Annotated in this window: 18 protein-coding genes and 1 pseudogene; 8 read left to right on the plus strand and 11 right to left on the minus strand. The window is 58.0% G+C overall.

The window, feature by feature from the left end; all coding sequences use genetic code 11:
• Nucleotides 1–227 precede the first annotated feature (227 nt).
• The 3 genes from EOA78_RS18340 to purF all read left to right on the plus strand — a co-directional run bounded on the left by EOA78_RS18340 (nucleotide 228) and on the right by purF (nucleotide 4,348).
• Nucleotides 228–1,418, plus strand: a complete 1,191-nt coding sequence (locus EOA78_RS18340; RefSeq protein WP_245477579.1) for an aminotransferase class V-fold PLP-dependent enzyme — start codon at nucleotides 228–230, stop codon at nucleotides 1,416–1,418.
• Nucleotides 1,419–1,456: 38 nt separating this feature from the next.
• A complete protein-coding gene (locus EOA78_RS18345; protein ID WP_127316348.1) occupies nucleotides 1,457–2,602 on the plus strand; it encodes a M20 family metallopeptidase in 1,146 nt (381 codons plus the stop codon).
• A gap of 276 nt (nucleotides 2,603–2,878) precedes the next feature.
• The gene (gene purF, locus EOA78_RS18350; protein WP_127316349.1) at nucleotides 2,879–4,348 is read left to right on the plus strand and encodes an amidophosphoribosyltransferase; all 1,470 of its coding nucleotides are present in this window, start codon (nucleotides 2,879–2,881) and stop codon (nucleotides 4,346–4,348) included.
• A 270-nt stretch (nucleotides 4,349–4,618) separates the two neighbouring features.
• Here the strand turns inward: purF and EOA78_RS18355 are convergent, their stop codons facing one another.
• The 6 genes from EOA78_RS18355 to EOA78_RS18380 all read right to left on the minus strand — a co-directional run bounded on the left by EOA78_RS18355 (nucleotide 4,619) and on the right by EOA78_RS18380 (nucleotide 15,031).
• Nucleotides 4,619–6,079 (minus strand): aspartate ammonia-lyase, encoded by a 1,461-nt coding sequence (locus EOA78_RS18355; protein WP_127316350.1) that lies wholly within the window; start codon nucleotides 6,077–6,079, stop codon nucleotides 4,619–4,621.
• A gap of 206 nt (nucleotides 6,080–6,285) precedes the next feature.
• Nucleotides 6,286–8,760, minus strand: a complete 2,475-nt coding sequence (locus EOA78_RS18360) for an FAD-dependent oxidoreductase (protein ID WP_127316351.1) — start codon at nucleotides 8,758–8,760, stop codon at nucleotides 6,286–6,288.
• Between the two features lie 1,265 nt (nucleotides 8,761–10,025).
• Nucleotides 10,026–11,207: a Xaa-Pro peptidase family protein gene (locus EOA78_RS18365; protein ID WP_127316352.1), complete on the minus strand. Its 1,182-nt coding sequence runs from the start codon at nucleotides 11,205–11,207 to the stop codon at nucleotides 10,026–10,028.
• 746 nt (nucleotides 11,208–11,953) lie between these two features.
• Nucleotides 11,954–12,853 (minus strand): succinate--CoA ligase subunit alpha, encoded by a 900-nt coding sequence (gene sucD / locus EOA78_RS18370; protein WP_127316353.1) that lies wholly within the window; start codon nucleotides 12,851–12,853, stop codon nucleotides 11,954–11,956.
• Between the two features lie 12 nt (nucleotides 12,854–12,865).
• Entirely contained in the window at nucleotides 12,866–14,050 is a 1,185-nt protein-coding gene (locus tag EOA78_RS18375; RefSeq protein WP_127316354.1) for a malate--CoA ligase subunit beta, read from the minus strand.
• An 18-nt stretch (nucleotides 14,051–14,068) separates the two neighbouring features.
• Nucleotides 14,069–15,031, minus strand: a complete 963-nt coding sequence (locus tag EOA78_RS18380) for a CoA ester lyase (RefSeq protein ID WP_126057685.1) — start codon at nucleotides 15,029–15,031, stop codon at nucleotides 14,069–14,071.
• A gap of 661 nt (nucleotides 15,032–15,692) precedes the next feature.
• Here EOA78_RS18380 and EOA78_RS18385 point away from each other — a divergent pair.
• From EOA78_RS18385 to EOA78_RS18405, 5 genes are all read left to right on the plus strand, one after another.
• Nucleotides 15,693–17,171 (plus strand): NAD-dependent succinate-semialdehyde dehydrogenase, encoded by a 1,479-nt coding sequence (locus EOA78_RS18385; protein WP_127316355.1) that lies wholly within the window; start codon nucleotides 15,693–15,695, stop codon nucleotides 17,169–17,171.
• Nucleotides 17,172–17,183: 12 nt separating this feature from the next.
• Nucleotides 17,184–18,581, plus strand: a complete 1,398-nt coding sequence (locus EOA78_RS18390; RefSeq protein ID WP_127316356.1) for an aspartate aminotransferase family protein — start codon at nucleotides 17,184–17,186, stop codon at nucleotides 18,579–18,581.
• Nucleotides 18,582–18,829: 248 nt separating this feature from the next.
• Nucleotides 18,830–19,903, plus strand: coding sequence for a GlxA family transcriptional regulator (locus EOA78_RS18395; RefSeq protein ID WP_127316357.1), 1,074 nt, complete (start codon nucleotides 18,830–18,832; stop codon nucleotides 19,901–19,903).
• A gap of 141 nt (nucleotides 19,904–20,044) precedes the next feature.
• Nucleotides 20,045–21,223 (plus strand): M24 family metallopeptidase, encoded by a 1,179-nt coding sequence (locus tag EOA78_RS18400; RefSeq protein ID WP_127316358.1) that lies wholly within the window; start codon nucleotides 20,045–20,047, stop codon nucleotides 21,221–21,223.
• Between the two features lie 32 nt (nucleotides 21,224–21,255).
• Nucleotides 21,256–21,471: a hypothetical protein gene (locus EOA78_RS18405; protein WP_127316359.1), complete on the plus strand. Its 216-nt coding sequence runs from the start codon at nucleotides 21,256–21,258 to the stop codon at nucleotides 21,469–21,471.
• Nucleotides 21,472–21,788: 317 nt separating this feature from the next.
• On the opposite strand, the pseudogene EOA78_RS18410 reads toward EOA78_RS18405, so the two are convergent.
• The 5 genes and pseudogenes from EOA78_RS18410 to EOA78_RS18430 all read right to left on the minus strand — a co-directional run.
• Nucleotides 21,789–22,130: pseudogene (locus EOA78_RS18410) on the minus strand (helix-turn-helix domain-containing protein); the annotation flags it as partial.
• Nucleotides 22,131–22,604: 474 nt separating this feature from the next.
• Nucleotides 22,605–23,417 carry an ectoine/hydroxyectoine ABC transporter ATP-binding protein EhuA gene (gene ehuA / locus EOA78_RS18415; RefSeq protein WP_127316360.1) on the minus strand — a complete coding sequence of 271 codons (813 nt, stop codon included), beginning with the start codon at nucleotides 23,415–23,417 and terminating at the stop codon, nucleotides 22,605–22,607.
• Nucleotide 23,418: 1 nt separating this feature from the next.
• Complete coding sequence (gene ehuD / locus EOA78_RS18420) at nucleotides 23,419–24,087, minus strand: ectoine/hydroxyectoine ABC transporter permease subunit EhuD (protein WP_126057679.1); 669 nt, start codon at nucleotides 24,085–24,087, stop codon at nucleotides 23,419–23,421.
• A complete protein-coding gene (gene ehuC / locus EOA78_RS18425; RefSeq protein ID WP_126057678.1) occupies nucleotides 24,084–24,749 on the minus strand; it encodes an ectoine/hydroxyectoine ABC transporter permease subunit EhuC in 666 nt (221 codons plus the stop codon). The genes ehuD and ehuC overlap by 4 nt, the downstream gene beginning before the upstream one ends.
• Nucleotides 24,750–25,594: 845 nt before the next feature.
• A partial coding sequence (locus EOA78_RS18430; protein WP_127316361.1) for an aldehyde dehydrogenase family protein occupies nucleotides 25,595–25,741 on the minus strand: 147 nt, incomplete at its 5' end.

A 25,741-nucleotide genomic window follows, 5' to 3' on the forward strand; every position in this document is an offset into this window, starting at 1 on the left:
TATTAGCCTGAGTTCCACAAGGATCAAGCCATAAAATGATCCGATCAGCGAAAAGGCAATTGCCTCCCGGTGGTGACCCTCTTGTCCTTATAAGTTCGGCCGAATGTATGATCGTCCGCAAAGTAGCTCGACGACTTCTGAATCAAGGCATTTTCGTTGCCCACAACTGCAGAAATGGGCGTCCTGAGTAGGTTTTGCGCTCTTTACCCATGAACACGGACCTGATGATGAGCATGACAAGCCATTTTCTTCCTTTGGACGTCCTCCGGCAGGAATTTCCAGCCACCCAAAGCGCCATTTACATGGATGTTGCAAATCAGGGGCTCATATCCAGAACCACCCGTACGTCCATGGATCAGCACCTTGATAATCGACTAAACGGCTTGAATGACGAAGAAGGAATGATGCAGCTTGTCGAGCAAACACGCTCCAGATTTGCTCAATTTATTGGGGCCGAAAAGGACGAAATCGCTGTTACGAAGAATGCATCGGAAGGCATTAACATAATCGGAAACGCGATTCCTTGGAAGCCCGGAGACAATGTTGTCCTGTGCCGCCAATTGGAGCACGCAAATAACATCCTTCCTTGGCTGCAAGTCAGGGACAAGCACGGAGTTGAGCTGCGGATTGTAGAATCTGATAACGGCGCAATCCCGTGCGACGCTACTATCGATCAAATCGACTCGCGCACCCGTATCGTTACAGTATCGACTGTCACAATGGTGCCAGGTTTCAAGACAGTGATGGAGCCGATAGCCGAGGCCTGCAAGCGTCTTGGCGCCTTTCTTTTGGCCGACGCCTCCCAATCAGTTGGCATCCTCCATACCGATGTCAAACTGCTTGGCGTCGACGGTTTGGTGGCTTCATCTTACAAGGGGTTGATGGGCCTCTATGGGTTGGGATTTCTATATTGCCGCCGGGAATGGGCGGATCGCCTAAGCCCTGCCTACCTCGCCCGCTTTAGTGTCGATTTGGGCGACGCACCAGAGTCGGCTCCAATATTCGATTCGGTAAAATTGCGCGCCGGCGCGCCCCGTTTTGAGATTGGCCATTTCAATTTTCCCGGCGTCATAGCGGTCCACGCATCCATCGGACAGCTGATGGAAATCGGCACGCCCGCCATTGAACAAAGCGTTACATCGGTTGCAAGGCGACTGGCGTCGGGCCTCCTAGACCTCGGGCTCCCGGTCTGCGGCGGAACGCCAGGGGATCACACCGGAAGTATTGTTGCTCTCGGAGATCCAGCACCTAGTTCGGGAAAAGCCGATAGCCGCATTCAGTCGCTGCACGAGCATTTATTGAAAAACCAGGTGATCGTCTCAGCACGCCGGGGAATGCTGCGCTTCTCGCTACATTTATACAACACAGCAGACGAGGCTGACCGAGTTGTCGGCCTGGCAAAGAACTGGCTGGCATAGCCGCAAGCTTGCGTTCTCAAGGAGGGATAGGAGTATTCATGTCGTCCATCAGCACACAAACGGTAGAGCTTCTCAAACAACTCATAAAAATTGAGAGCATCAACCCTTCAGCGTCGGCAAAGGGGAGCGGTGAACAAAAGGTCGCTGAGTTCCTCGAGGCCTTTTGCCGAGAGCGTAATCTGCCCTTTGAGTATCAGGAAGTCACCGACGGCCGCGCCAACTTCTTCACCTGGGTTCCTGGGCAGGAGCCCGACAAGCGTGTCCTGTTCATATCCCACATGGACACGGTGCCGGTTGATAATTGGGAGGCAGATCCTTTTTCGCCGGACGAACGGGATGGTCGGATTTATGGGCGAGGAAGTTGTGACGATAAGGGCCCGCTCGCGGCAATGCTCATGGCTCTTAGCACCCTGGGGGACCGTAAGCCACGATACACGATTGTCCTAGGTGCAAGCGTCGACGAAGAATACCGAAAGAAGGGGGCGCGAAAAATCGCTCAATCAGGTGTATCCTACGAGGCCGCAGTGGTCGGTGAGCCTACTGACTTGGAGCTTGTCGTTGCACATAAAGGATCGGTCCGCTGGCAGGTTGAAGTGGAGGGTGTGCCCGCTCACAGCTCCAAGCCCCATCTCGGAGTGAACGCGATCACAGGAATGGCCAAGGTTATCTTGGCGCTCGACAAGATTAATGAGACTTTATCCCAACGCGTGCACCCCCTGGTCAGCCCCCCGACCCTCACGATCACGCTCATCGAAGGGGGTGCGGAATTGGCGACGGTACCGCCATCCTGCCGGGTGTGGATCGACCGGCGGCTCATACCGGGAGAGCGACCGGCGGACGCGCTCCAGGAGGTAGAAAACATCCTGGAGGGCCTGCGCCAGGGTCCCGATAAGATCAAGGTGCGCTCGCTGCTACCCGCTCTGGAAGATCCAGCTCCCCCGAGTGCGGAAGCCACAAAAATCGCCGCGGTGGCGGCAAAGGCCTGTGCTGAAGTTGCCGGAACGGGCCAGCACCGCGGAGTTCCATATGGGACGGATGCGAGTCAGCTGTCGTTGGGAGGTATTCCCTGCGTTATTCTGGGACCTGGGAGTATTGATCAGGCCCATACTGCCAATGAGTACGTGGAGATTGATCAATTGGCCAAAGCGGTCGACATCTACCAGAAGATCATGCTGACCTACTAGCGACCACTGGCACAATCACGCAAGAATAGGATCCCGCGATGACTTCGGCTTCGCGGGACCAAGTGCCTTACGGTAGATTTCAAGCCCTACCAAGCTACTTACAGTTGATCCCGCCGTTGCCGGATGATCATCTCTGACCTCGATGCGGCAAGAGGCTGGCGCATTGGGACGGATATCGGCTGGGGGCTTCGCAGCCGACAGCCGCGGCCTCATGGTCCGATCCAGGCGAAGACGACAGCTTACCTGATCTTGGGCTTCCCATAATGACCATGACAAATGTTTGAGGCAGATAAACTCTTCTCTGCGGAGGCCGATGATCATTTTCATGATGAATGCGGCATATTCGGTGTCTTTGGCCCCTTGGATGCGGCCACTATCGTAACCCTCGGCTTGCATGCCCTGCAGCACCGGGGCCCGGAGGCGGCGGGCATTGTCTCCTATGACGGCACGCAGTTCCACGTCGAACGTCATGTCGGCCTGATCGGCGACACCTTTACCAAGCAGCCGGTCCTCGACCGGCTGAAGGGCACGCGCGCCATCGGCCACACCCGCTACGCCACCGCGGGCGGACCCGGGCTGAGCAACGTACAGCCTTTCTTCGCCGAGTTGGCCGACGGCGGCTTTGCCATCGCCCACAACGGCAACATCACCAATGCGATGACGCTGCAGCGTACGCTGCAGAAGCAGGGTTCGATCTTCTCGTCGACCTCCGACACCGAAACGATCCTGCATCTCATCGCAACCAGCAGCGGGAAGGACGTCATTTCGCGCTTCATAGATGCGGTTCGCCAACTGGAGGGCGCATTCTCATTGGTAGCGCTCTCCCCCACAAAAATGATCGGCTGCCGCGACGCGCTCGGGATCCGGCCGCTGGTACTAGGCGAACTTGACGGCGCCTGGATCCTGGCCTCAGAGACCTGCGCGCTCGACATCATCGGTGCGCGCTTTGTTCGAGACCTCAAGCCTGGCGAGATGGTCATCGTCACCGCTGAGGGAGTGGAGAGCCTGTTCCCGTTCGAAACGCAGAAACCGCGGTTCTGCATTTTCGAGTATGTCTATTTCTCTCGTCCGGATTCGTCGATCGAGGGCCGCAACGTCTATGAAGTGCGGAAGAAGATTGGCGCCGAGCTCGCCATCGAGAACCCGGTCGATGCCGATATCGTAGTGCCTGTGCCCGACGGCGGCACGCCGGCCGCGATCGGCTTCGCCCAAGCCGCCGGCCTGCCCTTCGAGCTCGGCATCATCCGCAACCACTATGTAGGCCGCACCTTCATCCAGCCGACGGATTCCATCCGCCACATGGGCGTCAAGCTGAAGCACAATGCCAATCGCCGGATGATCGAGGATAAGCGGATCGTGCTGGTCGACGATTCCGTAGTGCGAGGCACAACCAGCCAGAAGATCGTACAGTTGCTGCGCGATGCCGGCGCGAAGGAAGTTCATATGCGCGTTGCTTCGCCGCCGACACGCTCCTCATGCTTCTACGGCGTCGACACGCCCGAGACGGCGAAACTTTTAGCGTCGCGCATGTCGATCGAGGAAATGGCCAAATTTATCCGTGTCGATTCGCTTGGCTTCCTGTCGATCGACGGGCTTTATCGAGCTCTCGGCGAAACGGCCCGTGAGAACAAACAGCCTCAATTCTGCGACGCCTGCTTCACTGCCGAGTATCCGACCCGCCTACCCGACCAAAAGGCGCTGACAACCGTCCGGGCTCTGTCGGCTTTCGCCGCAGGCGGACAGTGAATCTGGCTAGCCAGTTGGAGCGGCTTCGTGGTCGGTATGAACCGCGAAGCACTGCTGCTCGGAAGGTGAATGGTGGTCAGCCAAAGGGCAACCTGGCCTGGTAACGTTGAACTCGGCCGGAACCATTCTGCGGGTCTGCGGGCTTACTGCGGAAGAGTCCTTCGACCGCACCACCTCTGAGCGATCCCTGGTCCGTGTATGTTCGAACACGGCGCGCCGACAGATGCAGCGTCGGTGTCCGGGCACAGCGCCGCTGCGCAGATCAGTCGATCAATCTTCGGCCCGCTGTTGTGAAGCCGGTCGCGATGGCATGGGGCGGGTCAAAAGGTGCGGATCGGCGGCCTGTGCGATGAGCTCCTCCGAAAGGTCCAGCTGCTCGGCCAGGACTTCGCGGATCGTTTTACCGGAGGACAAGACTAACTTTGCAAGCTCCGCCGCCCGATCATACCCGATCGCGGGCGTCAGAGCTGTTGCCACGGCGGTGCTGGCTTCGAGATGTCTGCGGCAAGTCTCTGCATTGGCGGTAATGCCCACGACGCACTTCGTGCGCAGAACATCGACGGCATTGGTCAGAAGCTCAAGCGAGTGCAGTAAATTGTAGGCGATCACCGGCTCCATCACGTTCAGCTGCAGCTGTCCCGCTTCGGAGGCGAGTGTGATCGTGAGATCGTAACCGATGATCTGAAAGGCGACCTGATTGACCACCTCCGGTACTACAGGATTGACCTTTCCGGGCATGATCGAGGAGCCGGGCTGAAGCGCTGGCAAATTGATTTCGTTCAGTCCCCCACGTGGGCCGCTGGAAAGCAGCCGCAGATCATTGCATATCTTCGAGAGTTTCGTGGCCGTCCGCTTCAGCATTCCCGAGAAGAGCACGAAGGCACCGGTATCCCAGCAGGCTTCGATCAGATTTCCGGCCGGGACGACGGGCAGGCCGGAAATCGCGCGCAACTCGGCGACTGCTGCCGCCTGGTAGTCGGGGTTCGTATTGATGCCGGTGCCAATCGCCGTGCCACCGAGATTGATTTCATGGAAGAAATCGCCAATCTCACCGAGACGGGCCACATCTTCCCGCAGTGTGGTCGCGAAAGCCTGAAACTCCTGGCCAAGCGTCATCGGAACTGCGTCTTGCAACTGCGTGCGGCCCAGTTTGATCACGTCCGAAAAGTTTTCCGCCTTGCCCTCCAACTCACTCGCGAGTTGCTCCAAAGCTCGTTGCAATGCGCCGCGTGAAAGAAGGATCGCAAGACGGATCGCTGTAGGATAAACATCGTTTGTCGATTGAGCGAAGTTGACGTCGTTATTGGGATGCAGTTGGTCATATTGTCCGCGTGGCAGTCCCATGATTTCCAGGCCGCGGTTGGCGATCACTTCATTGATGTTCATGTTGGTCGAGGTGCCTGCGCCGCCTTGAAACACATCGAGCGGGAAATGGCTGAGATGCCTGCCGGCCGCGATTTCTTCGCAGACCTGGCAGATGACATCGGCCTTTTGCTTGTCCAGATCGCCGAGCGCCGCGTTGGCGCGTGCCGCTGCCATTTTCACGTAGGCAAGCGACTTGATGAAGTTCGGAAAATGGCTGATCCGGATACCAGAAATCGGGAAGTTAGCGATGCCCCGAGCCGTTTGCGGGCCATAATAGGCATCGACCGGGATGCTTACAGGGCCAAGCGGATCTTTCTCGATGCGCTCTATTTCTGGAGCCTTCGTCACCACGATTACCTCAGTCATTGCGCTGGCGCAGTTGGCTCGGAGGCGCACGTCAGTTGGAAGCCTCCAACTCGGAGCTCATCGAAGCCTCGTCATAGCTCCGCGGGCCGAGCGGTCCAATAGGCCACAAGGAAAGTGGGCCTCCGGGCTTCGAAGTAGTTGCGGAGCGGATCCCTCCGGGGGACAGAAGAGAACCAGCTCGCTCCGCCTCCATGGTGGCGCACGCCCTATTGTTTAGCCCGATCGCCGTTTGGATCGAAAAACGCCCGGAGCGACGCGTCGCATTCATAGAGTTTGCCGGCGATCTCGATTTCCCATCGACTGTTTTCAATCAGGTCCTTCGTGACACCAGCGGGGTGGTTTACATATCCCATTCCGATTGACGTTCCGATCGTAAAGCTCTTCACGCCGGACGAAATATATCCGACAATCCTCCCGTCACAGCGGATAAGCTCTTCATGAAAGAGGACAGGCTTCGGATCGCGAAGCTTGAATGATACCAGTCGTTTTTTAAGCGGTCCGGAATTTTTCTGGGACGTCAACGCGTCTTTTCCTATAAAGCCGCCTTCTTTATTCCAGTCCACTGTAAATCCTAACCCCGCTTCAAGCAACGTATCAACTGGTGTTAGATCGAGCTGGTATTCTCGGTAGGCGCGCTCGGACCGCAGATGTTCAAGCGCGTGGTACCCTGCAGCCTTGAGGCCATACGCCTGGCCGGCCTCCCAAACAACATCAAACACGTGCTGTGCCATCTCGGTTGGAATATGAAGCTCCCAGCCAAGTTCTCCGACATAAGTCAGCCTGTTGGCTATCACACGAGCATATCCGATATCGATTTCCTGACTGGTAGCGAATGGGAACGCCGAATTCGCCAGATCTGTGTCGGTTACCTTCGATAGGATCTCGCGCGATCGCGGGCCTTGCAATGACAAGACCGCGTACCCAGACGTGAGATCGGTGACCGTGACATTCCATTCGTCAGTAATGTGTTTTGTTATCCAGGCCTTATCTCGAGGATGGACGGTCGCTGACGAGATGATTAGGAACTCTGTCTGCGACAATCGGTTTACAGTGATGTCCGTCTCTATCCCGCCCTTTTCATTGAGCATGTGGGTGTATACCAGCTTTCCCACAGGTACATCCACGTTGCCGGCGCAAAGCCACTGTAGGAAACGGCACGCATCGCGACCCTGAACCAAGTGTTTGCCGAAAGAGCTTTGGTCCAACAAGATGGCATTGTTGCGGGCAGCCTTGCACTCCTGACTGGTATATTTGAACCAGTTCGGCTCGTCGTAGGAGTAGACGTTTGTAGTCGATTCCCCCTCCCCCGCGAACCACATGGGACGCTCCCATCCCATTCCTTCGCCAAAGCTAGCTCCAAGCCTCGCCCACCGGTCGTGAAGAGCGCTTTTGCGGACACCTCGGGAGGTCTCAGACTGGTAAGCCGGCCAGTGCATCCTATAGTGAAGACCCAACACTTCGGCTGTGCGATCGTGCAAATATCGTTTATTGATCTGGAAGGGATGGAAACGGGCGACATCCACGAAGCTGATATCCATCTGAGGCTCACCGGCAATGATCCACTCTGCCAGAGCTCGTCCGGCTCCCGCGCCGTATTCAATGCCCTCTGAATTATAACCTGTCGAAACGAAAAGATTTTTCGATCCAGGAACTTCACCAATCATGAACAGAAGGTCAGGGGTGAAACTTTCAGGACCATTGAAAAACTTTGCAATGCCGCAGTTCGCAAGATCAGGAACAATCTCTATCGCTTTGGTCATCGGTAGCTCAAAGTGATCCCAGTCTTCAGGAAGCTCGATGTACGCCGTTTCCTTCGGAAGCTTCCCCATCGGCAAAGGTTTTCCCCAAGGCTCGAAGGCACCAACCAAGAGCTTTCCTGTATCTTCCTTCAGATACACATGCCCGTCGGTGTCGCGTAGCACTGGCAAGGTGGGCGTCACAAAATCCATGGCTTCGGTCACCACATAAAAGTGCTCTGCAGCGTATATCGGAATTCGTGCACCTAACTTCGACGCAAGTTCTCTGGTCCAAAGCCCACACGCAAGCACGAGAATTTCAGCTTCAACAACTCCGTCGTTAGTCCGAACTTGGTAGCGTCCGTCTGCGGTACGCCAGAGGTCTGTGACTTCTGCGTTTTCGGAAATTTTTACGCCGTTCTTTTTGGCGCCAAGAGCTAACGCCATGCATGTGTCGACAGGATTGGTTTGGCCGTCACCAGGGATAAAGACTGCGCCTTCGATGATTGACGCGTTGAGCGCTGGATAGAGTTTTTTCGCCTCGCTAGGCGAGATCATGTTGGCCTCAAGGCCAAAACTTTTGGCGATCGAGGCGTTGCGTGCAGTTTCGTATAGGCGTTCCTTGGTTCTGGCGACCCCAAGCGTGCCATTTCGCTTGAATCCGGTAGCTTGGCCAGTCTCGGCCTCCAGCGCGGAGTAAAGTTCAGCATTGTATTTTGCGATCTCCGTCAGTGCGTGTGTCCCACGCGTCTGCATGATCAAACCCGCAGCGTGCCAAGTTGTACCGGACGTAAGACTGTTGCGCTCCAAGAGTGCGACGTCCTTCTTACCGTTCCTTGCAAGGTGAAAGGCAACACTTGCTCCCGCGATCCCTCCACCAACTATGAGGATCTCGTGGTGGCGAGTCGCTGTTTCACGAGGACGGAAAGGCGGATTCGTAATCATATGTATCCTTGTTCGGTTTCACTCGGAACTGGCAGCGGCAAGGTGTTTCGACGAGTTCGGCCATCTTGAGCTTATGCGGGCCGCTTCCGCGCCATTTCCGGCCTTATGATCATGAGTCAGTCATTTTCCAGCAGACTAAGGGGCGAAGCTCGCGTAGATCGCGCTAATTGAGCCGCAAAAGCGGTGTCGTTCTGCGTATTCTTCGGTTGGGCGCTGAATTATTGCGCGGGAGAACGGGCGGCGCTGATGAAGTCAGGGTTGGTCCGATTGCGAACACTTCCAAAGCGTGTCCGAGCACCCAGATGGTAAACTGCGCCATCTCTCAGACAGCGGCCCTTGACCCAAGGCTGGGTCGCGCGCCTACACGAGCTCAGGCGATGGCCGCGTCCTTCGCGGCTGGTCCCTCGATAGCGCTGCGGCTAGCGAGTGGATTGCGGCTGCATCATGTAGGTTGCCGACACAAACCGCTCGAGGAAACCATCGACAGCCAACAAAATGATGAACCTGGGCATGCCCGGAGAGAAGACCCCAACCCCCATATCCTGCGCGACGTGGTCGCCTTTGCCCCCGAGCGGCCGAGGAAGCTGAAGGCGAACGCCGCGCTCACCGACCGCCCCCCGGCGAAAAGAACCCGCGCTTGCCCAGTGCCACGGCCGTCCCGAGCGCGACTGTGAGACGCGCGTCGGCACCCTCGAGCTTGCGCATCCCAAGCTGCGGAGGGCTCCTAATTCCCTCTTAAAGACGCTGACCGCAGTCGTGCGGGAGGTTGGCGGGAACGACTAATAGCGGCCGCTGCTGACCAGATCCGGTGAAGTCTCCAGCGCCATCACGGCTGCCGCGCGAAGCTGCATAGTACCAAAGATCGGCTCACCGGCTAGATCAAGCGGAAGACAATGGTCGGCGGCTTCTTCTCCAAGGAGATGCCATAGTCCGCCTCGCAGGTGCGCTGCTCCTGCTCATGGCGATGAAGAGCTTGTTAGGCCAGATGAGCGATGATCCGCTTATGGGCCTGCCGGCTGTGGGCTGATACGCCGGCTGCATGCCAGAGCGCGCGGCGACCAAGTCCTCAGCTACACCCTTCCGTGGGCACGATCTCGCGTCGATTGCGAAAGATCTGTGGCATTGAATGGGTCATGAGTGGCCGGAATACTGATAGTTGCCCGGCAGGTAAACTCAGCGCTCTTCCGGGTAAGATGAAGAGTTAACGGATTGGGAAGCGAAGCACTTCGGCCACCTTCCCAATCCGGCTGCCTAAAAGCTTTCAGCTAGTCTACGACTATCAACTCTCGTGCGACGTCGGCTAGCCGCTCGCCACCCTTTTCGGTAACAACAAACGACTCCGAGATTGCGGCTCCGAAGGCAGGAGGCCTCACTCCTGATTGGAAATGGAAGCACATGCCAGCCTGGAGCACGGTCTTTTCGCCGGCGCGAATGCTCACAGTACGCTCGCCCCAGTCTGGCGGAAAATTCATGCCGATTGAGTAGCCGGAACGGCCTTTTTTGACGTACCCGTGGCGGTTCAGAACGCTCAGCCAAACGGTGTTCAGTTCGTCGACGATTACACCCGGCTTTGCCATTTCTAGAACAGCGTCGCCACCTTCGATGATGGCATTGGCGAGGTGTTGGGCCTCCTTAGGTGGCTTTCCCATGTAGACCGTACGCGTCAGAGGCGCGTGATAATGGCGCCTGGCCGCTCCAATCTCCAGGAGAACCAGCCCCGACTCTGGCAGGGGCTTGTCCGACCATGTGAGGTGTGGAGCGTTCGTCTTCTCGTCAACCTGTATCAATGGACAGAGGCTTGTATAATCACCGTACTTTCCATCAACGCCTCTTGTCTGATCAGCATAAATCTGAGCGACGATTTCGTATTCAGGAACTCCTGGCTTCAGATTGTTGATCGCCTGGCGCATGGTGTGGCTGACAATCCGACCCGCTTCCCTCATGTAGACAAGTTCGGCGTCGGATTTGACGAGTCGGGCCCAATTAACGAGGCCGCGGCTGTCAGAGAACTTTGCATTTGGAAGGCCGTTGACAAGGTGCTGATGCGCACGCGCTGTATAAAAATGCGCATCGAGCTCGACCCCTATGCGATCAGATCCCCAACCGCGGGATTTTATAATTTCGCTAACTTCGTCGTAGGGATGCAGCTCCACATGATGAAGTCGGTCGTCGGAAAAATTGATAATGTTGTCAGCAGGCAAGTCCGTCGTGGCACGAGCGCCGTTCACGTCGACCAGCCGCCCTATCCAAATCGGCGTGTCCGATTTTAGGTGCAATAGAACCACTTGTGGCGTATAGAAGGACCAGGCGTCATAGCCGGTCAGCCAGCACATATTTGCGGGGTCTTGGCAGATTAGCAGGTCGAATCCTGCTTCCTCCATCCGTCTCTTCACGTCTTGGATACGGCGTCGATACTCCGCCGGCTGAAAGGGTTTCTCAAAGTCCATTTGTAGTCGTCCTCTGCACCTAGGTTGGCTGACCGGACCAAGCATTCATGCCCAATCCGTGCTGGTTCCCAACCTAGCATGCTTCAGAGGCCTGCTTCGCGCGGACCTCTTCGTCCAATCGCAGAAAACCTGCGTTATTTGCGCTCCATGCGCAGCTTCACCTCCCCTTGTGAAAAGGCTCGGCGCATCTCCGGGGTGGGCTGCGGCCTTTTGTTGAAGCCAAATAGCCGGACAACGGTGGAAATGTGACCTGCCGCTTGATCCACGGAAGAGCGACGCCGAGGGGGGCTCTTCTGGAAAACACTGCAGGACGGCCAGGCTGGCGTCATTCAGATCAGATGGACCACCTGGGACGGCCCACGGCCGTGCAAATATCCTGCCCGAAGGGCGTCGTGAAACCGTCTAGGCAAATTGGCGTCGCGCATGGCCCCTTTTAGGGCATTGGCGGCGGAGACAATCCCCGATTTTAGCAGCCCAAGACCGAGCTACTACGCCACCCCATGCCACAGCCCGCTTAGCATGACAGGTAGCGGTGACGTGCTGACCCACAACGACGTGGTTTCATTCATCCACTGTTCAATCTGCTAAAGACGCCCCGCAACTTGGCTTTCGCAAGACGCGGGCCGGGACATCATTTGTCCGAAACGCCGCCGAAAGTCGCGCTGATTTGCAAGCTTCGTCGTCTTGGACACAATGCGACCAAGCGGCTCCTTTTACCCGGTCCTCAAATTGACCGGCATGTTGCTCTATGCGGCCTTCGTCCGATCGGCCATTACGCCGGCCACGACCTCGCCGAACGAAGCCGGCGTCGGCACGATGATGACGCCGGCTTCCTTGAGGATCTCGACCTTCTCTTGAGCCGACTCGCCGAAGGCGGAGATGATTGCGCCGGCATGGCCCATGCGGCGGCCCTTCGGCGCGGAAAGGCCGGCGATGTAGGCGATCAGCGGCTTCTTCATGTTGTCGCGCGCCCAGAGTGCGGCTTCCGCTTCCTGCGAACCGCCGATTTCGCCGATCATCACCACGGCGTCCGTACCGTCATCGTTTTCGAACAGTTCGAGGATGTCGCGGAAGGACGAGCCGTTGATCGGATCGCCGCCGATGCCGACGCTGGTCGAGACCCCGATGCCCATCGCCTTCATCTGCGACGCCGCCTCGTAGCCCAGGGTTCCGGAGCGCCCAACAATGCCGACACGCCCGGGCAGGTAGATCGACCCCGGCATGATGCCCATCAGAGCCTGGCCGGGCGTGATGATGCCGGCGCAATTGGGTCCGATCAGCCGCAGCCGGTCTTCGTAGCGGTAGCGGCGCATGTAGCGCTTCACCCGCATCATGTCCTGCGACGGGATGCCGTCGGTGATGCAGACGCAGAATCTGATGCCGGCGTCTGCCGCTTCCATGATCGAATCCGCAGCGAAAGGCGGCGGCACGAAGACGATGCTCGCCTCGGCGCGGGTCTCGCGCGCCGCGTCCTTGACGGTGTTGAACACCGGCAGGCCGAGATGTGTCTGGCCGCCCTTACCGGGTGTGACGCCGCCGACCACATTAGTGCCGTAACGCTTCATGTCCTCGGCGTGAAAACTGCCGATCTTGCCGGTAAATCCCTGTACGATTACGCGGGTGTCCCGGTTAAGCAGAATTGCCATTCTTTCCTCCCCTCAGCCTGCTTTTTTCAGTGACACCGCGCGCCAGGCGGCGACGGCTTTTTCGGCGGCTTCGGCCAGTGTGTCGGCCACGACCACCGCCTCGCCGGAATCGGCCAGGATGCGGCGCCCTTCTTCGACCTTGGTGCCGGCCAACCGCACCACCAACGGCACGTTGACGCCGACTTCGCGGATTGCTTTGACAACGCCCTCGGCGACCCAGTCACAGCGATTGATGCCGGCGAAGATGTTGACGAGGATGGTCTCGACATTCTTGTCACCAAGTACGGCGCGGAACGATTTCGCCACCCGCTCGGGCGAGGCGCCGCCGCCGATGTCGAGGAAGTTGGCCGGTTCGCCGCCGGCGATCTTGATCATGTCCATTGTCGCCATGGCGAGACCGGCGCCATTGATGATGCAGCCGATATTGCCGTCGAGGGCGACATAGGACAGGCCACGGTCGCTGGCAAAGGTTTCGCGCGGATCCTCCTGCGACTTGTCGCGCAGTTCGGAAATTTGGGGACGACGAAACAGCGCGTTCTCATCGAACGACATCTTGGCGTCCAGTGCCATCAGATTACCGTCACGCGTGACGACCAGCGGATTGATCTCTAGCATCGAGGCGTCGTAGTCGCGAAACACGCGGTAGCAACCAAGCAGGGTTTCGGTCGCCTTGCCAATGAGGTTGTTTTCGAAACCAAGCCCGAAGGCGATCTCGCGCGCCTGATAGTGCTGCATTCCCGCGCCAGGATCGACAGTCGCGCGAATGATTGAATCTGGCTGCTTTTCGGCGATCTCTTCGATCTCCATGCCGCCGGACGCAGACGCGACGATCATCACCCGCTCGGCTTTACGGTCGAGAACAAAGGCGAGATAGATTTCCTGGCCAATGTCGACGGTCTCTTCGACATAGAGCCGCGACACCAACTTGCCGCGCGGCCCCGTCTGATGCGTCACCAGCTTCCTGCCCAGCATCGCCTCGGCCGCATCGGACACTTCCTGGTCGGACGAGCAGATGCGGATGCCGCCGGCCTTGCCGCGCGCACCGGAATGGATCTGCGCCTTGACCACCCATTTGCCGCCGCCGATCTCGCTGGCACGGTATGTTGCCTGCTCCGGACTGTAGGCCAGCCCGCCGCGCGGCACATGCACGCCATGACGGGCAAGCAGTTCCTTGGCCTGGTATTCGTGGATGTCCATCATGTCCTCCCGGTATTTTTACTGCGCCGCCAGATGCGCCTGGCCGGCGCGCTCGATCGCCTCGTTAACCGCCAATACGTTCCTGGCCATGCGCTCCGACGCGGCGTCGATCATCTTGCCGTCGAGGGCTGCCGCTCCCTTGCCCTGCGCCTCGGCCTCTTTCAGCACTTCGAGGATGCGCCTGGCGCGGGTGACCTCTTTTTCCGGTGGCGAGAAGACGTCGTTGGCGAGCGCGATCTGCGAGGGATGGATCGCCCATTTGCCTTCGATGCCAAGTGCTGCGGCGCGCCTTGCGGCTCCCTTGTAGCCTTCGGGATCGGAGAAATCGCCGAACGGTCCGTCAATGGCGCGCAGGCCGTAGGCGCGGCAGGCGACCGTCATGCGCGACAAAGCGAAATGCCACTGGTCACCGGGATAATCGGGGTTGAGGCCGCCGATGTTGACGGTGCGCGCCTTGTTGCTGGCGGCATAGTCGGCAACGCCGAAATGCATGGCTTCCAGCCGGCCCGGCGTGGCGGCGATCGCCTCGACATTGGCCATGCCGAGCGCGGTCTCGATCAGCGCTTCTAGACCGACACGGGTCTTGAAACCTTTAGCCATCTCGATCTGGTTGACCATGGCCTCGACCATGTAGAGATCCGCTGGAACGCCCACCTTCGGCACCAGGATGGTGTCCAGGCGGTCGCCCGCTTGTTCCATGACGTCGACCACGTCGCGATACATGTAATGGGTATCGAGGCCGTTGATGCGCACCGAGACGGTCTTGCCCTTGGCGCGCCAGTCGATGTCGTTGAGCGCCTGGATAATGTTTTTGCGGGCGCGTTCCTTGTCAGGCGGGGCGACCGCATCCTCGATGTCGAGGAATACGAAGTCGGCGGCGCTGTTCGCCGCCTTGTCGATCATCTCCGGACTGGAGCCGGGAACGGCCAACTCGCTGCGCTGCAGCCTCAGTTTCTTCAGGTGGTTGATCGTGTGGCTCATCGTGGGCTCCCCAGCATCGGGCTGTTGCTTTTCCAAGTCCTTTTGTGTTCTTCACAGGCTAGCACGCCTTGGACGCTGGGGTTCTGCTGCCCAGCCGGTGATGCCGCACAAGATCTGCATATTTGCGGCCGCTTGCGCAGCAAATCCTCTTCCCTGGTTCTTTCGTCGCCTGGGAAGCGGTTGCCACCCATTGGGAGCGCAGCAGAAATATTTTCGGCAAGAAGATTTTCGATTTAGTGTGATTTTTGGGATTTTCCCCAATCTGTTTTCACAAACCGCAGTGGCGATCTAAGCACAAGATCTCCCCACCAGGTCACCGATCTTACAATCAACTTCCCCACCTTTCGAAGCCCATTACAATCCTGAGGTATACTGCGAAGCCGAAGTGTCAGCCCCGCAAAAGGTCCGCCTAGCGTGGCCAACTGCAACTTACCGTTCGCCGCCCCTCCAGGCTGAGTGTGATCGTGGATGGCCACAGATGACAATGTCATCTTTCCTTGCTGAACCTTGCCCATAAGCCGACAGAGATCCAACGGCGAAAAACCTCAGTCCCATGCCCTTATTCGCAGGAGAACGCCTTGGTGGCCCTCGATCGCGCTGCCAATCGACGCAGTTGCACGGCTATTTTGCCGGAAATGAACGGTCGATTGTGAGGTTAGTAATGAAAGGTACAGCAACTGCCGCGTTAAAGGAGCTCAAAAGGCAGGACCTCCTTCAAAAGTGCGCCTATGTGAATGGAGCTTGGCTCTCCAAGGCTGAGACGATCTTGGTGGTTGACCCGGCTACTGGCCAGGACTTGGCTCACGTGGCTGCCTGTGAGGTGTCTGATGTAGATGACGCGGTCAGCTTCGCGAGGACTGCGTTTGAACATTGGCGCAATGTTCTTCCTTGGGAAAGGGGCGCATGTCTGCGGAGATGGGCCGCCGGTATTCGCGAGAATGCGGAAGACCTTTCCACCATCATGACCGCTGAACAAGGCAAACCATTAACCGAGGCGCACGGTGAAATTTTATATGCCGCCAGCTTTCTTGACTGGTTTGCGGCAGAGGGTGAGCGAGCATATGGCGAGACCATTCCGAGCCATCTTGCGGGCAGCCGGCTCTCCGTGCAGATGCAGCCGGTCGGAGTGACGGTCGCTATCACGCCTTGGAACTTTCCGTCGGCGATGATCACCAGGAAAGCAGGAGCCGCCTTGGCTGCGGGCTGCACGATGATTGTGAAGCCAGCCCCGGAAACGCCCTTGTCCGCTCTGGCGCTTGCCCGCCTTGCCGAGGAGGCAGGAATCCCGGCTGGCGTGTTTCAGGTGATCACGGGAGAGGCTGCCCCACTCGCAAAACGGCTATTGGATCATAGAGATGTGCGGGCATTCTCCTTCACGGGCTCGACGGAGGTCGGTCGGATCCTGCTCGAGCAGTCGGCAAAAACCGTGAAGAAGGCTTCGCTTGAGCTGGGCGGCAATGCTCCTTTTATAATTTTCGATGATGCCCCCATGGAGACAGCCGTAGCTGGATGCATAGCAGCCAAATTTGCCACATCCGGTCAGGACTGCCTGGCAGCCAATAGGATCTATGTTCAACGAGGCAACTATGAGCGCTTCGTGGAAGAATTCGCGAAGGCCACCGGTAAACTGAAAGTCGGACACGGATTCGAACCCGGCGTCGATATTGGCCCAATGACCAGACCATCCGTCGCCGAAAAGTGCAGACGGCAGGTGTCCGAAGCTCTTTGCTCCGGGGCTCGCATCGTTGTTGGCGGACAGGATAGTCTTCTCGGGGGCAACTTCGTTACCCCGACTGTTCTCGCCGATGTCACGGACGACATGCTGGTGGCGAAGGAAGAGACCTTTGGGCCGGTGGCGGCAGTCCTTCCGTTCGATGAGGAGGCGGAAGTGCTTGCACGAGCCAACAACTCGGAAATGGGCCTTGCGGCTTACGTTTACACAAGAGATCTGAATCGCGCCATGCGGCTAACCGATCAGTTGGAATACGGCATGGTCGCCGTTAACACCCCGAAATTCACCGGCGCTCCCATACCCTTTGGCGGATGGAAACAATCCGGGCTCGGCCGCGAGGGCTCAAGGCATGGTCTCGCCGAATATCTGGAAGCCAAATACGTGTGCATCGGTAATACGGCAAACTGAAGGGACAGACGCATGAGTATCAACATCAAGGACATCAGCGAGAAGGATAGAAATGCTGTCCTGCATCCTTTCACACAGCTCAAGGATTTTGCCACCGGCAAGCTCGGCGAGCCGACCATCGTTGAGACAGGCAAAGGCATCCGCATTCAAGATGCGCATGGCAACCAGCTGATCGACGGATTCGCCGGCCTTTATTGCGTCAATGTCGGTTACGGCCGCACCGAGGTCGCCGAAGCGATTTCCCGCCAGGCTTTCCGTCTGGCCTACTATCATTCCTACGCCGCCCACACGACCGACGAGCTCGCAATCCTTTCCGATCGCCTCGTGAAGATGGCGCCGGGCAAGATGAGCAAGGTGTTCTACGGCATGTCCGGCTCGGACGCCAACGAGACGCAGGCCAAGCTCGTCTGGTATTATAATAATCTCCGCGGTAAGCCGACCAAGAAGAAGATCATCTCGCGTGAACGCGGCTATCACGGCTGCAGCGTCGTGTCCGGCTCGATGACCGGCATGAGCTTTTATCACGACCACATGGACCTGCCGCTTCCGCAGATTGTTCACACCGGTGTTCCGCATCATTACTGGGGTGCAACCCCGGGCGAGACCGAACTGGAATTTTCAGCGCGGCGCGGCGAGGAACTTGATCAGCTGATCGAGCGGCTGGGGCCAGACAACGTGGGGGGCTTCATCGGCGAGCCGGTGCTCGGCACCGGCGGCATCACGCCTCCGCCGGAAGGGTACTGGCAAGCAATCCAGGCCGTGCTCAGGAAGCACGACGTGCTGCTCATTGCTGATGAAGTTATAACCGGCTTTGGCCGTACTGGCTCCATGTTCGGCTCGCAGCACTACGGCATGGAGCCAGACCTCATCACGATCGCAAAAGGTCTGACTTCGGCCTATTTCCCGCTTTCCGCGGCAATTGTCGGTGAAAAAGTCTACAAGGTCCTGGAGGACGGGGCAGACAAGGTCGGGGCATTCTCGCACGGATATACATATTCAGGCCATCCGATCGGGGCTGCCGCGGCCAACGCGGTCCTCGACATCGTCGAGAAAGAAGACCTTCCCGGCAATGCCCGTGACGTCGGCGCGTTCTTCCAGGCGCAGTTGCAGGAGAAGTTCGCGCAGTTGCCGATCGTCGGCGAAGTGCGCGGCGTCGGTCTAATGGCTGCAATCGAATTCGTTGCCGATCGCGGCAAGAAGAAACGTTTCGATCCGTCGCTGAAGGTCGGTGCACGCATTTCGAAGGCAGCACGCGACCGCGGCCTGATCGTCCGCGCCATGCCGCATGGTGACATCCTCGGCTTCGCTCCGCCTTTGGTGACAACCAAGTCTGAAGTGGAAGAGATCATTGGCATCGCTGAGAGTGCAGTGCGCTTCGTTATGGATGAGCTCACGAGAGAGGGAGCTTAGCGTCTGAGGCGGGCGACAGCCGAACCTGCGGCGCCAGACGCCCTGATGTCTGCCTTAGGCAGGTTCAGCCTCCTGAGCGGTTCACCGGTGGCGACGCTAGCGAAGATCAATGGACACTTAGCGGGAGAATCCTCGGCACCCGAATGTGGTGGCTCAGCGCCAATCCAAATGCCAAAGCCGGTCGCGCAGTTTTGCACATGGCCGTTTCACGAACGAGAGATCAGGCTAGCAGAAAAGGAACTCCCGGGATGCTAGACTCGCAGTCGACCTGCCGAAATTTTTGCTTTTACCTCCTCCCTGCCTTTTCGCTCCAGGCGTTCTCGTCGGCAGTAGAGGCGCTAAGGCTCGCCAACGAAGTGTTGGGGCGGGACGTGTATAGCTGGCAGGTCGTTTCGGACGACGGGGGGCCTGTGGTCTCAAGTTGCGGGTTGTTGGTATGCGCTGCATCGTCGTTGTCGTTCGAACGTGAAAGAACTCGTCGATCAATCTCAGCACCGACCGTCGTCGTCGTCGGCGGCCGTAGTGCTCCTAGCGCGCACAAACAGCTTGAAGCCTGGTTACGAGAGTGCAGAAACCACCGCAGTTGTCTCGTAGGCATAAGTAGCGGAACGATTGCGCTTGCTCGTGCCGGTGTTGCAGAAGGGCGGCGTTGCGCGGTTCACTGGGAACAATTTCCTATATTCTCTGAGCGCTTTCTGGGTGTGTCAGCCACTCAAACCGCCTTTGAGCGGGATGGAGACCTGTACACCTGCGCCGGGGGAGACGCTCCCTTCGACATGTTCCTAGATTTGATTGACGGTCACCATGGGACGATAGTGGTCAATCGTATTTGTGAAAAAGCTATCGCGTGCAGGACCCGTTCAGCGGGTGACCGCCAACGTTTGCCACTCCATTCACGAGTGCAACTAAATCATCGGGCGGTCATCAAGATAATCGAGGAGATGGAGGCAAACCTTACGGAGCCACTGCTATTGGACGAACTTGTGGGATCAGCCGGTCTTTCCCGACGTCAAATCGAGCGGCTGTTTAGGAGAGAACTGGGATGTTCTCCAAGCCGTTATTACTTGGATCTTCGCCTGGAACGGGCGCATCTGCTGCTCATCAGTTCCCGCCTGCCGGTCGTCGAGATAGCGATGGCTTGCGGCTTCATCTCCGCATCGCACTTCTCAAAAGCGTACCGAGACGCCTACGGGTGCGCGCCGCATCAATCACGACTGCCAGTTCACCAACGAAAAAAAACGCGGTCGAGCGCGCCGGAAGAAAATAGAATCAGAAAAATCGACCGGAGGCTAAGTTACGAACGAGTGCCTAACTGCCACTAGCAGAGCGTTGTTCTGTGAAGATCGGTTATGGCGCTGGTGTTGGTGATGGGCTCACGTCGATGAGCTCGTGTCGATTGTCAGGTTCGAAAACCGGGCTCGCTCTGGGTCGACCCGGGCGCGATAGAAGAGGATTTTCTCAACATGATACCATTGCCATTCCACCCCGACGAATACCGCAGCAGGCTTTCCGCTATTCGCGCGGAAATGGCGCGCCGCAACCTCGATCTTCTCATCGTCAACGACGTCGCCAACCAGCATTACATCACCGGCTATGACGGCTGGTCGTTTTACACGCCGCAGATGGTCCTGGTCCCGCTCGCCGACGAGGAGCCGGTCTGGATCGGTCGCGCCATGGATGCCGCCGGCGGGTTGCTGACGGCCTGGATGAAGCCGGAGAACGTCGTCGGTTTTCCCGAAGATCATGTCCAGCGCACCGACCGTCATCCGATGGACTGGATTGCCGCCTGGATCGACAGGAAGGACTGGGGGCGCGGCAATATCGGCATCGAGCTTGAGGCCTACTACTATTCGCCAAAGGCGCATGCGCGCCTGACAGCGGGCCTGCCAAACGCAGTGTTCCACGACGCCGACCTGATGGTGAACTGGATCCGCAGCGTCAAATCGGAAGCCGAGATCGGCTACCTACGCAAAGCCTCGCGTCTTGCCGAGGCGGCGGTCACCGCGGCATATGAGGTGATAGCGCCAGGCGTTCGCGAGTGCGACGCCATCGCCAAAATCCAAGCCGCTCAGGTAGCTGGATCGCCGGATTTCGCCGGCGACATCACCGCCCTGCCACCGACAATACTGGGGGGCGAAAATGCATCGGCGCCGCATATCATGTGGAGCGATCGTCACTTTGGCCACAACGAAACCGTCGCGCTCGAGCTGGCCGGCGTTGTTCGTCGCTATGCCGCCGGTCTGGCGCGGACGCTTCAGCTGGGCGCCATGCCAGCCAAGGTCGGCGACACCGGCAAGGCCGTGCTCGAAGGCATGGAGGCCGTGCTTTCGACCATCAGGCCTGGCGTCTTGGCGGAGGACATCGAGGCGAGCTGGCGCAAGGTCATCCAGAGCTACGGCCTGAAGAAGGAATCCCGCATTGGCTATTCGATCGGCGCGGCCTATCCGCCAGACTGGGGCGAGCACACGATTAGCCTGCGCCAAGGGGATAAGACAATCCTGAAGCCAGGCAATGTCCTTCATTCGATCCTCGGCATGTGGATGGACGGCTGGGGGATCGAAGTGAGCGAAACCATCCTCGTCACCGCTGACGGCTGCCAGACTCTGACCAGCTTCCCGCGAGAGATCTATGTCAAACACTGAACGGCAATGATGGATCCCGCGCTGGAACGCCGATGATCGAACGGCGCCAACTCCATCGCAATTCGGCAACCGTCGAGCAAAAAGAGCGATGCGCCGGCCTTCGAAATCAGTGTTCGAAGAAGCCGGTTCAGCGGCATGAGGCAGAGGCCCGCTTCGGTATTGCCGTCGAAGCCGTCGCGGCTGCCGGTACCGGCCTTTGGCGTACGTTCAGCTTCTTGCAGCGTGCCCGCGCGCGACGACTGGCGTAGCGGCGGGTTCGATCAACGTGGGAAGGGCGACGCCCAGGTTCTGGCAACCGACGCTAGACGTTTGATCCAGGTTTTGATGCGGCTTGTCCTCCGAATCCGGGATGCGCTATGTGCCGGGTTCTTCATGGGAGCGCCACGACGACAGCGGTGTTCCGTCGAGCGATACAGCATGAAAGAGCCTGAAAGCGTTATCAAGCTCACCCATCATCGAGAAGAATGACTCTGCATCAGGTCCCGGCATAACCCAATCAAGTATGCAGGGTCTGCTCGGGCTCGGCTTTCGGGTCGCCACGCAAAATTGGCACGGAGCTTGTCCACCTTTGGAAGCTTAGCCCCTCACGCCGCAGGAATTGCCAAACGGTGTCATGTGAGACCTTCACACCATGTGCCTCAAGCTCGGCTTTCAACTGATGCAGTGTCAAATGCGGGGCCTTGTCGATTCGCTCCTGAATGAAATCCCGGTGAGGTTCCAGAACGCGCTTTCGGTGGCCACCCATCTTGCGAGGCTCGATAGAACCGCTCATTCGGTAGCGCTGCGACCATTTAACGGCGGAAGAAACTGCAATCCCAAAACGAGCCGCGACCGACCGGCAGCTCTCGCCAGCTTCAATCGCAAGTACGATGCGCTCGCGCAGGCTCTTGGAGAGGGGTGCTGTCATTCAAGCTTCAGTCCTGGTTAATCTTGATAATGCGAACCTAGGCAAGAACTGAACCCGGTACGTTTCACTGCTCTGAGATTCTATGTCAAATTCAGTTTGCCGATCGGATTCATCTTACGACAAGATGGTCTCGCTATCAGATGCACTTAGAACGTCAGACCCCTAAGGCGTCTGCGCCGTAGCAAGCTCTGAAGTGGAGGCATGCTGGCCTCCATGAGACCAATCTTTGCCCAGCAATAAAATGGGCGGAGTTGGACAGCAGCGGTCCTTTCGCGACGGATGTCGCGCAAAGCGCCAGTTGCCAGACTGACTGGCCATCGCCTTCGGGTAACGAGAGGAACTGCGCCTCGATCCATCAAAGCCTCTAGGCCAATACTTCGCTGACCGGTCGGGACGGGACTGAACGCTCCATGACCGTAGTCCCTCAGCGGGTCAAGGCCATGCAATCGGGGACGAAGACTCAATGCGGATCTTTCAAACCGCTTCCTTGACGGCAGAGAGGAACTGCTTGGTGCGGTCGCGCTGTGGGCTGGTGAACAATATTTGCGGGGGCGCCTGCTCCTCTATCGAGCCGCCATAAAAGAAGCACACGCGGTCAGAGATGTCGCGAGCAAAGCCCATCTGATGCGTGACCATGATCATGGTTAGATTGTGCTCGGCGACTAGCTTTCGAATGACATGTGTCACCTCGCCGATGACTTCGGGGTCGAGGGCGGAAGTGACTTCGTCGAAAAGCATCACCTTGGGCCGCATCGCCAACGCGCGGGCTATGGCGACGCGCTGTTGTTGTCCTCCTGATAGACGGGAAGGATGCTGGTCGCGCTTGTCGATCATACCCACCATTTTCAGGAGCTCTTCGGATCGCTCAAGCGCCTCTTTCCTCGAAAGCCCCAGTACCTGGACTGGGCCTTCCATGCAGTTCTGGATCGCGGTCATATGCGGAAACAGGTTGAAGTGCTGGAAACACATCCCGATCGAGGAGCGAATCTTCCGCTGGTATCGCTCGTCTGCCGGCACAAGGATCCCATCGCGGGGCATGTGTGTCAGCGGCTTGCCGTCGACGTATATCACGCCGCCATTGATAGTTTCGAGTGTCATAAGGGCTCGCAACACCGTGGTCTTCCCGGACCCTGAGGGTCCTATAATGGTAACCATCTCTCCTTCGGCCACGTCAAAATCGAGGTGGCTGATGACGTTGAGCCTTCCATAGCTCTTGCTGACGTTCATGAACCGGACCATGGGGCGGTCATTCTCCGGCAGTTCAAGGGGATAGTCGGTATTGCTCATTTTACAGTCCTAGTCTCAGCCGCAGCCGTCGTTCGAACATCCTGACGAGTCCGGCCGTCGGAAGCGAGATCAAGAGGAAAATCAGGCCAACCAAAGTAAAAGGTTCCAAATACCTGTAGTTCTCGGACCCTAACGCGTTGGCCGTGTGCATTAGCTCCATGACACCAATCACCGACAGCATGGGCGTGTCCTTGAGGATGCCCACCAGGTAGTTGCCGAGGCCTGGCACCGCAGGCGCAAGCGCCTGCGGGATGATGATGCGTACATAGGTGACGCGGGGGGACATGTTCAGCGCACGGCACACTTCCCATTGCCCGGGAGCCACGGAATTGAGGCCTGCGCGGTAAACCTCTGAGAGATAGGCCGAATAGTGCAGACCGATCGCAAAGATGCCGGATACCCAGGGCGACAGGAAAATCCCGAACTGGGGTCCGACGTAGAAAACAAAGAAAATCTGCAGGACCAAGGGCGTGGACCGGATGAATTCAATCAGCTCCCTGACGACAAATGTCAGTGCGGGCCACTTTGTGCGTTGTGCAAGAGCGAGCAGCAGGCCGCCGACCAGAGCGATTGCATACCCGACCCCGGCCGCAATCAACGTGTTGAGGGTTGCCCACAGCAACTGTGGCAGGATCTCCCACGTAAAATCCCAGCGCCAGTTGAATGTCATGCCCTTCCAAGCCTCCGGGCAACCAAGCGTTCGGCCCAGCGCATCATCGGGGTTATGAGGAACCTGGCAAGGATGTAGTAGATAATCAAAGCTGTTCCAAACGCCTGCGCCGACAGATAGGTCGAGGCGTTGATCTGGCGTGTCTGGAACATGAGATCGGCGACCGAGATGAGGGAGACCAGGGCGGTTCCCTTGAGAAGCTCGATCAGGAGATTACCCCACGGCGGAAGCATGATCGCCAGCGCTTGCGGCAGTATGATCCTGCGCATCCTCACGCCCTGCGGCATCGACAGCGCGGTTCCCGCTTCCCATTGTCCGCGCGGAACTGACTCTATGGCGCCGCGCACAATCTCGGCGCCATAGGCACCGATATTGAGGCCGACGGATATGTAGCCGGCGGTGAAGTTCGGAAGCGTTATACCAAACAGCGGCAACACGAAGAAAATCCAATATAGCTGCACCAGCAGCGACGTTCCGCGGAACACTTCAATGTAAATCACCGAAGCGCCGCGGACCAGCGGGTTTCTCGAAATCTTTCCAAGTCCTGCCACATGGGCGACCAAGATCGCAATGAGAGCAGCGAGCAGGAACTGCGTGCATGTGACCAGCGTTCCCTGCAGTAGAACGGGCTTAAATTGTTGGAGAAACTCCAAAATTGACATTCACCATCCTCTTTACGCATCGGAACTAAGGCCTAGTCCCGAATGCCACCGTCAGTGGAGGGCGCTAGCTCTGCGGTCCTGTTTCTTGGGCATAGGGTCGAATCTCAGAGCTCACATGACCCGACAAATGTCCTTCCATAACCCTCCGTCTGGCCGTTAAGGTAGCACGCTTCCAAGACCGATTTTGGCTCGTATAGCTCTTGCCACGCAGGAAATCTGCGTTCTTTTTGGTATTGGCGCATAATCTGATCGAGGAAAGACCTGTTCCGTTATGGGGGCAGCGCCAGGGGGAGACAACCCCGGCGGGAAGCCGTACCCAGCAACTCGGCATCCGCCACATTGCAATGACCTGGCTGGCGCCGTCCGGCGGCGACCCCTCCCCGGAATACCAGAAATCGCGTGATCTCACATGCGCAGAAGGCATCAGGGTGGCGAGGTGCAGTGCGCGACATAGCAGAGCTGCGGGTCCTCATGCGGAACGTGCTGGCCCTTCCGGCAAGAGCTGACGCCGCATCGCTGGAGCTTTAACGCAAGCGTTCGCCAACGACGCCAAGGCCGTCCGTAAGGCAGCGCGGTACCCGTTCGAGGTCGTCCGAATCTTCGCGAAGGATGTCCGAGAAATTCTGCTCGAAAAGAGGGAGTGGCGGTGCCGCGGGCCAGACATATGACCTGAACCGCAATAAGTTGAGCAATTTTTCAATCCTGAACTGGCAGCCGTGGCCCTCTGATCAGCCCATCGCGTCCGGCGCTACGTTCGCGCAACGAAAAAGCTTGGCAAATGCCGGCGTCTCGGCCGCCACACCCAACGTGTGGCGGATGGCGAACAACTGCTGGCGACAACTAGGTCAAGTGGAGCTGTTGCGGACGCTGTTGCCCGAACCAGACAAGGGTTGTGAGATCCGGATGCCAATATTTCTGGTCTGCACGTAGCCATCAAGGGCTTCCTGACCCTTTTCCCTACCGTAGCCAGACTTCTTCACTCCACCGAACGG

It is taken from the genome of Mesorhizobium sp. M5C.F.Cr.IN.023.01.1.1, from assembly GCF_003997585.1.
Classification (GTDB): Bacteria; Pseudomonadota; Alphaproteobacteria; order Rhizobiales; family Rhizobiaceae; genus Mesorhizobium; species Mesorhizobium wenxiniae.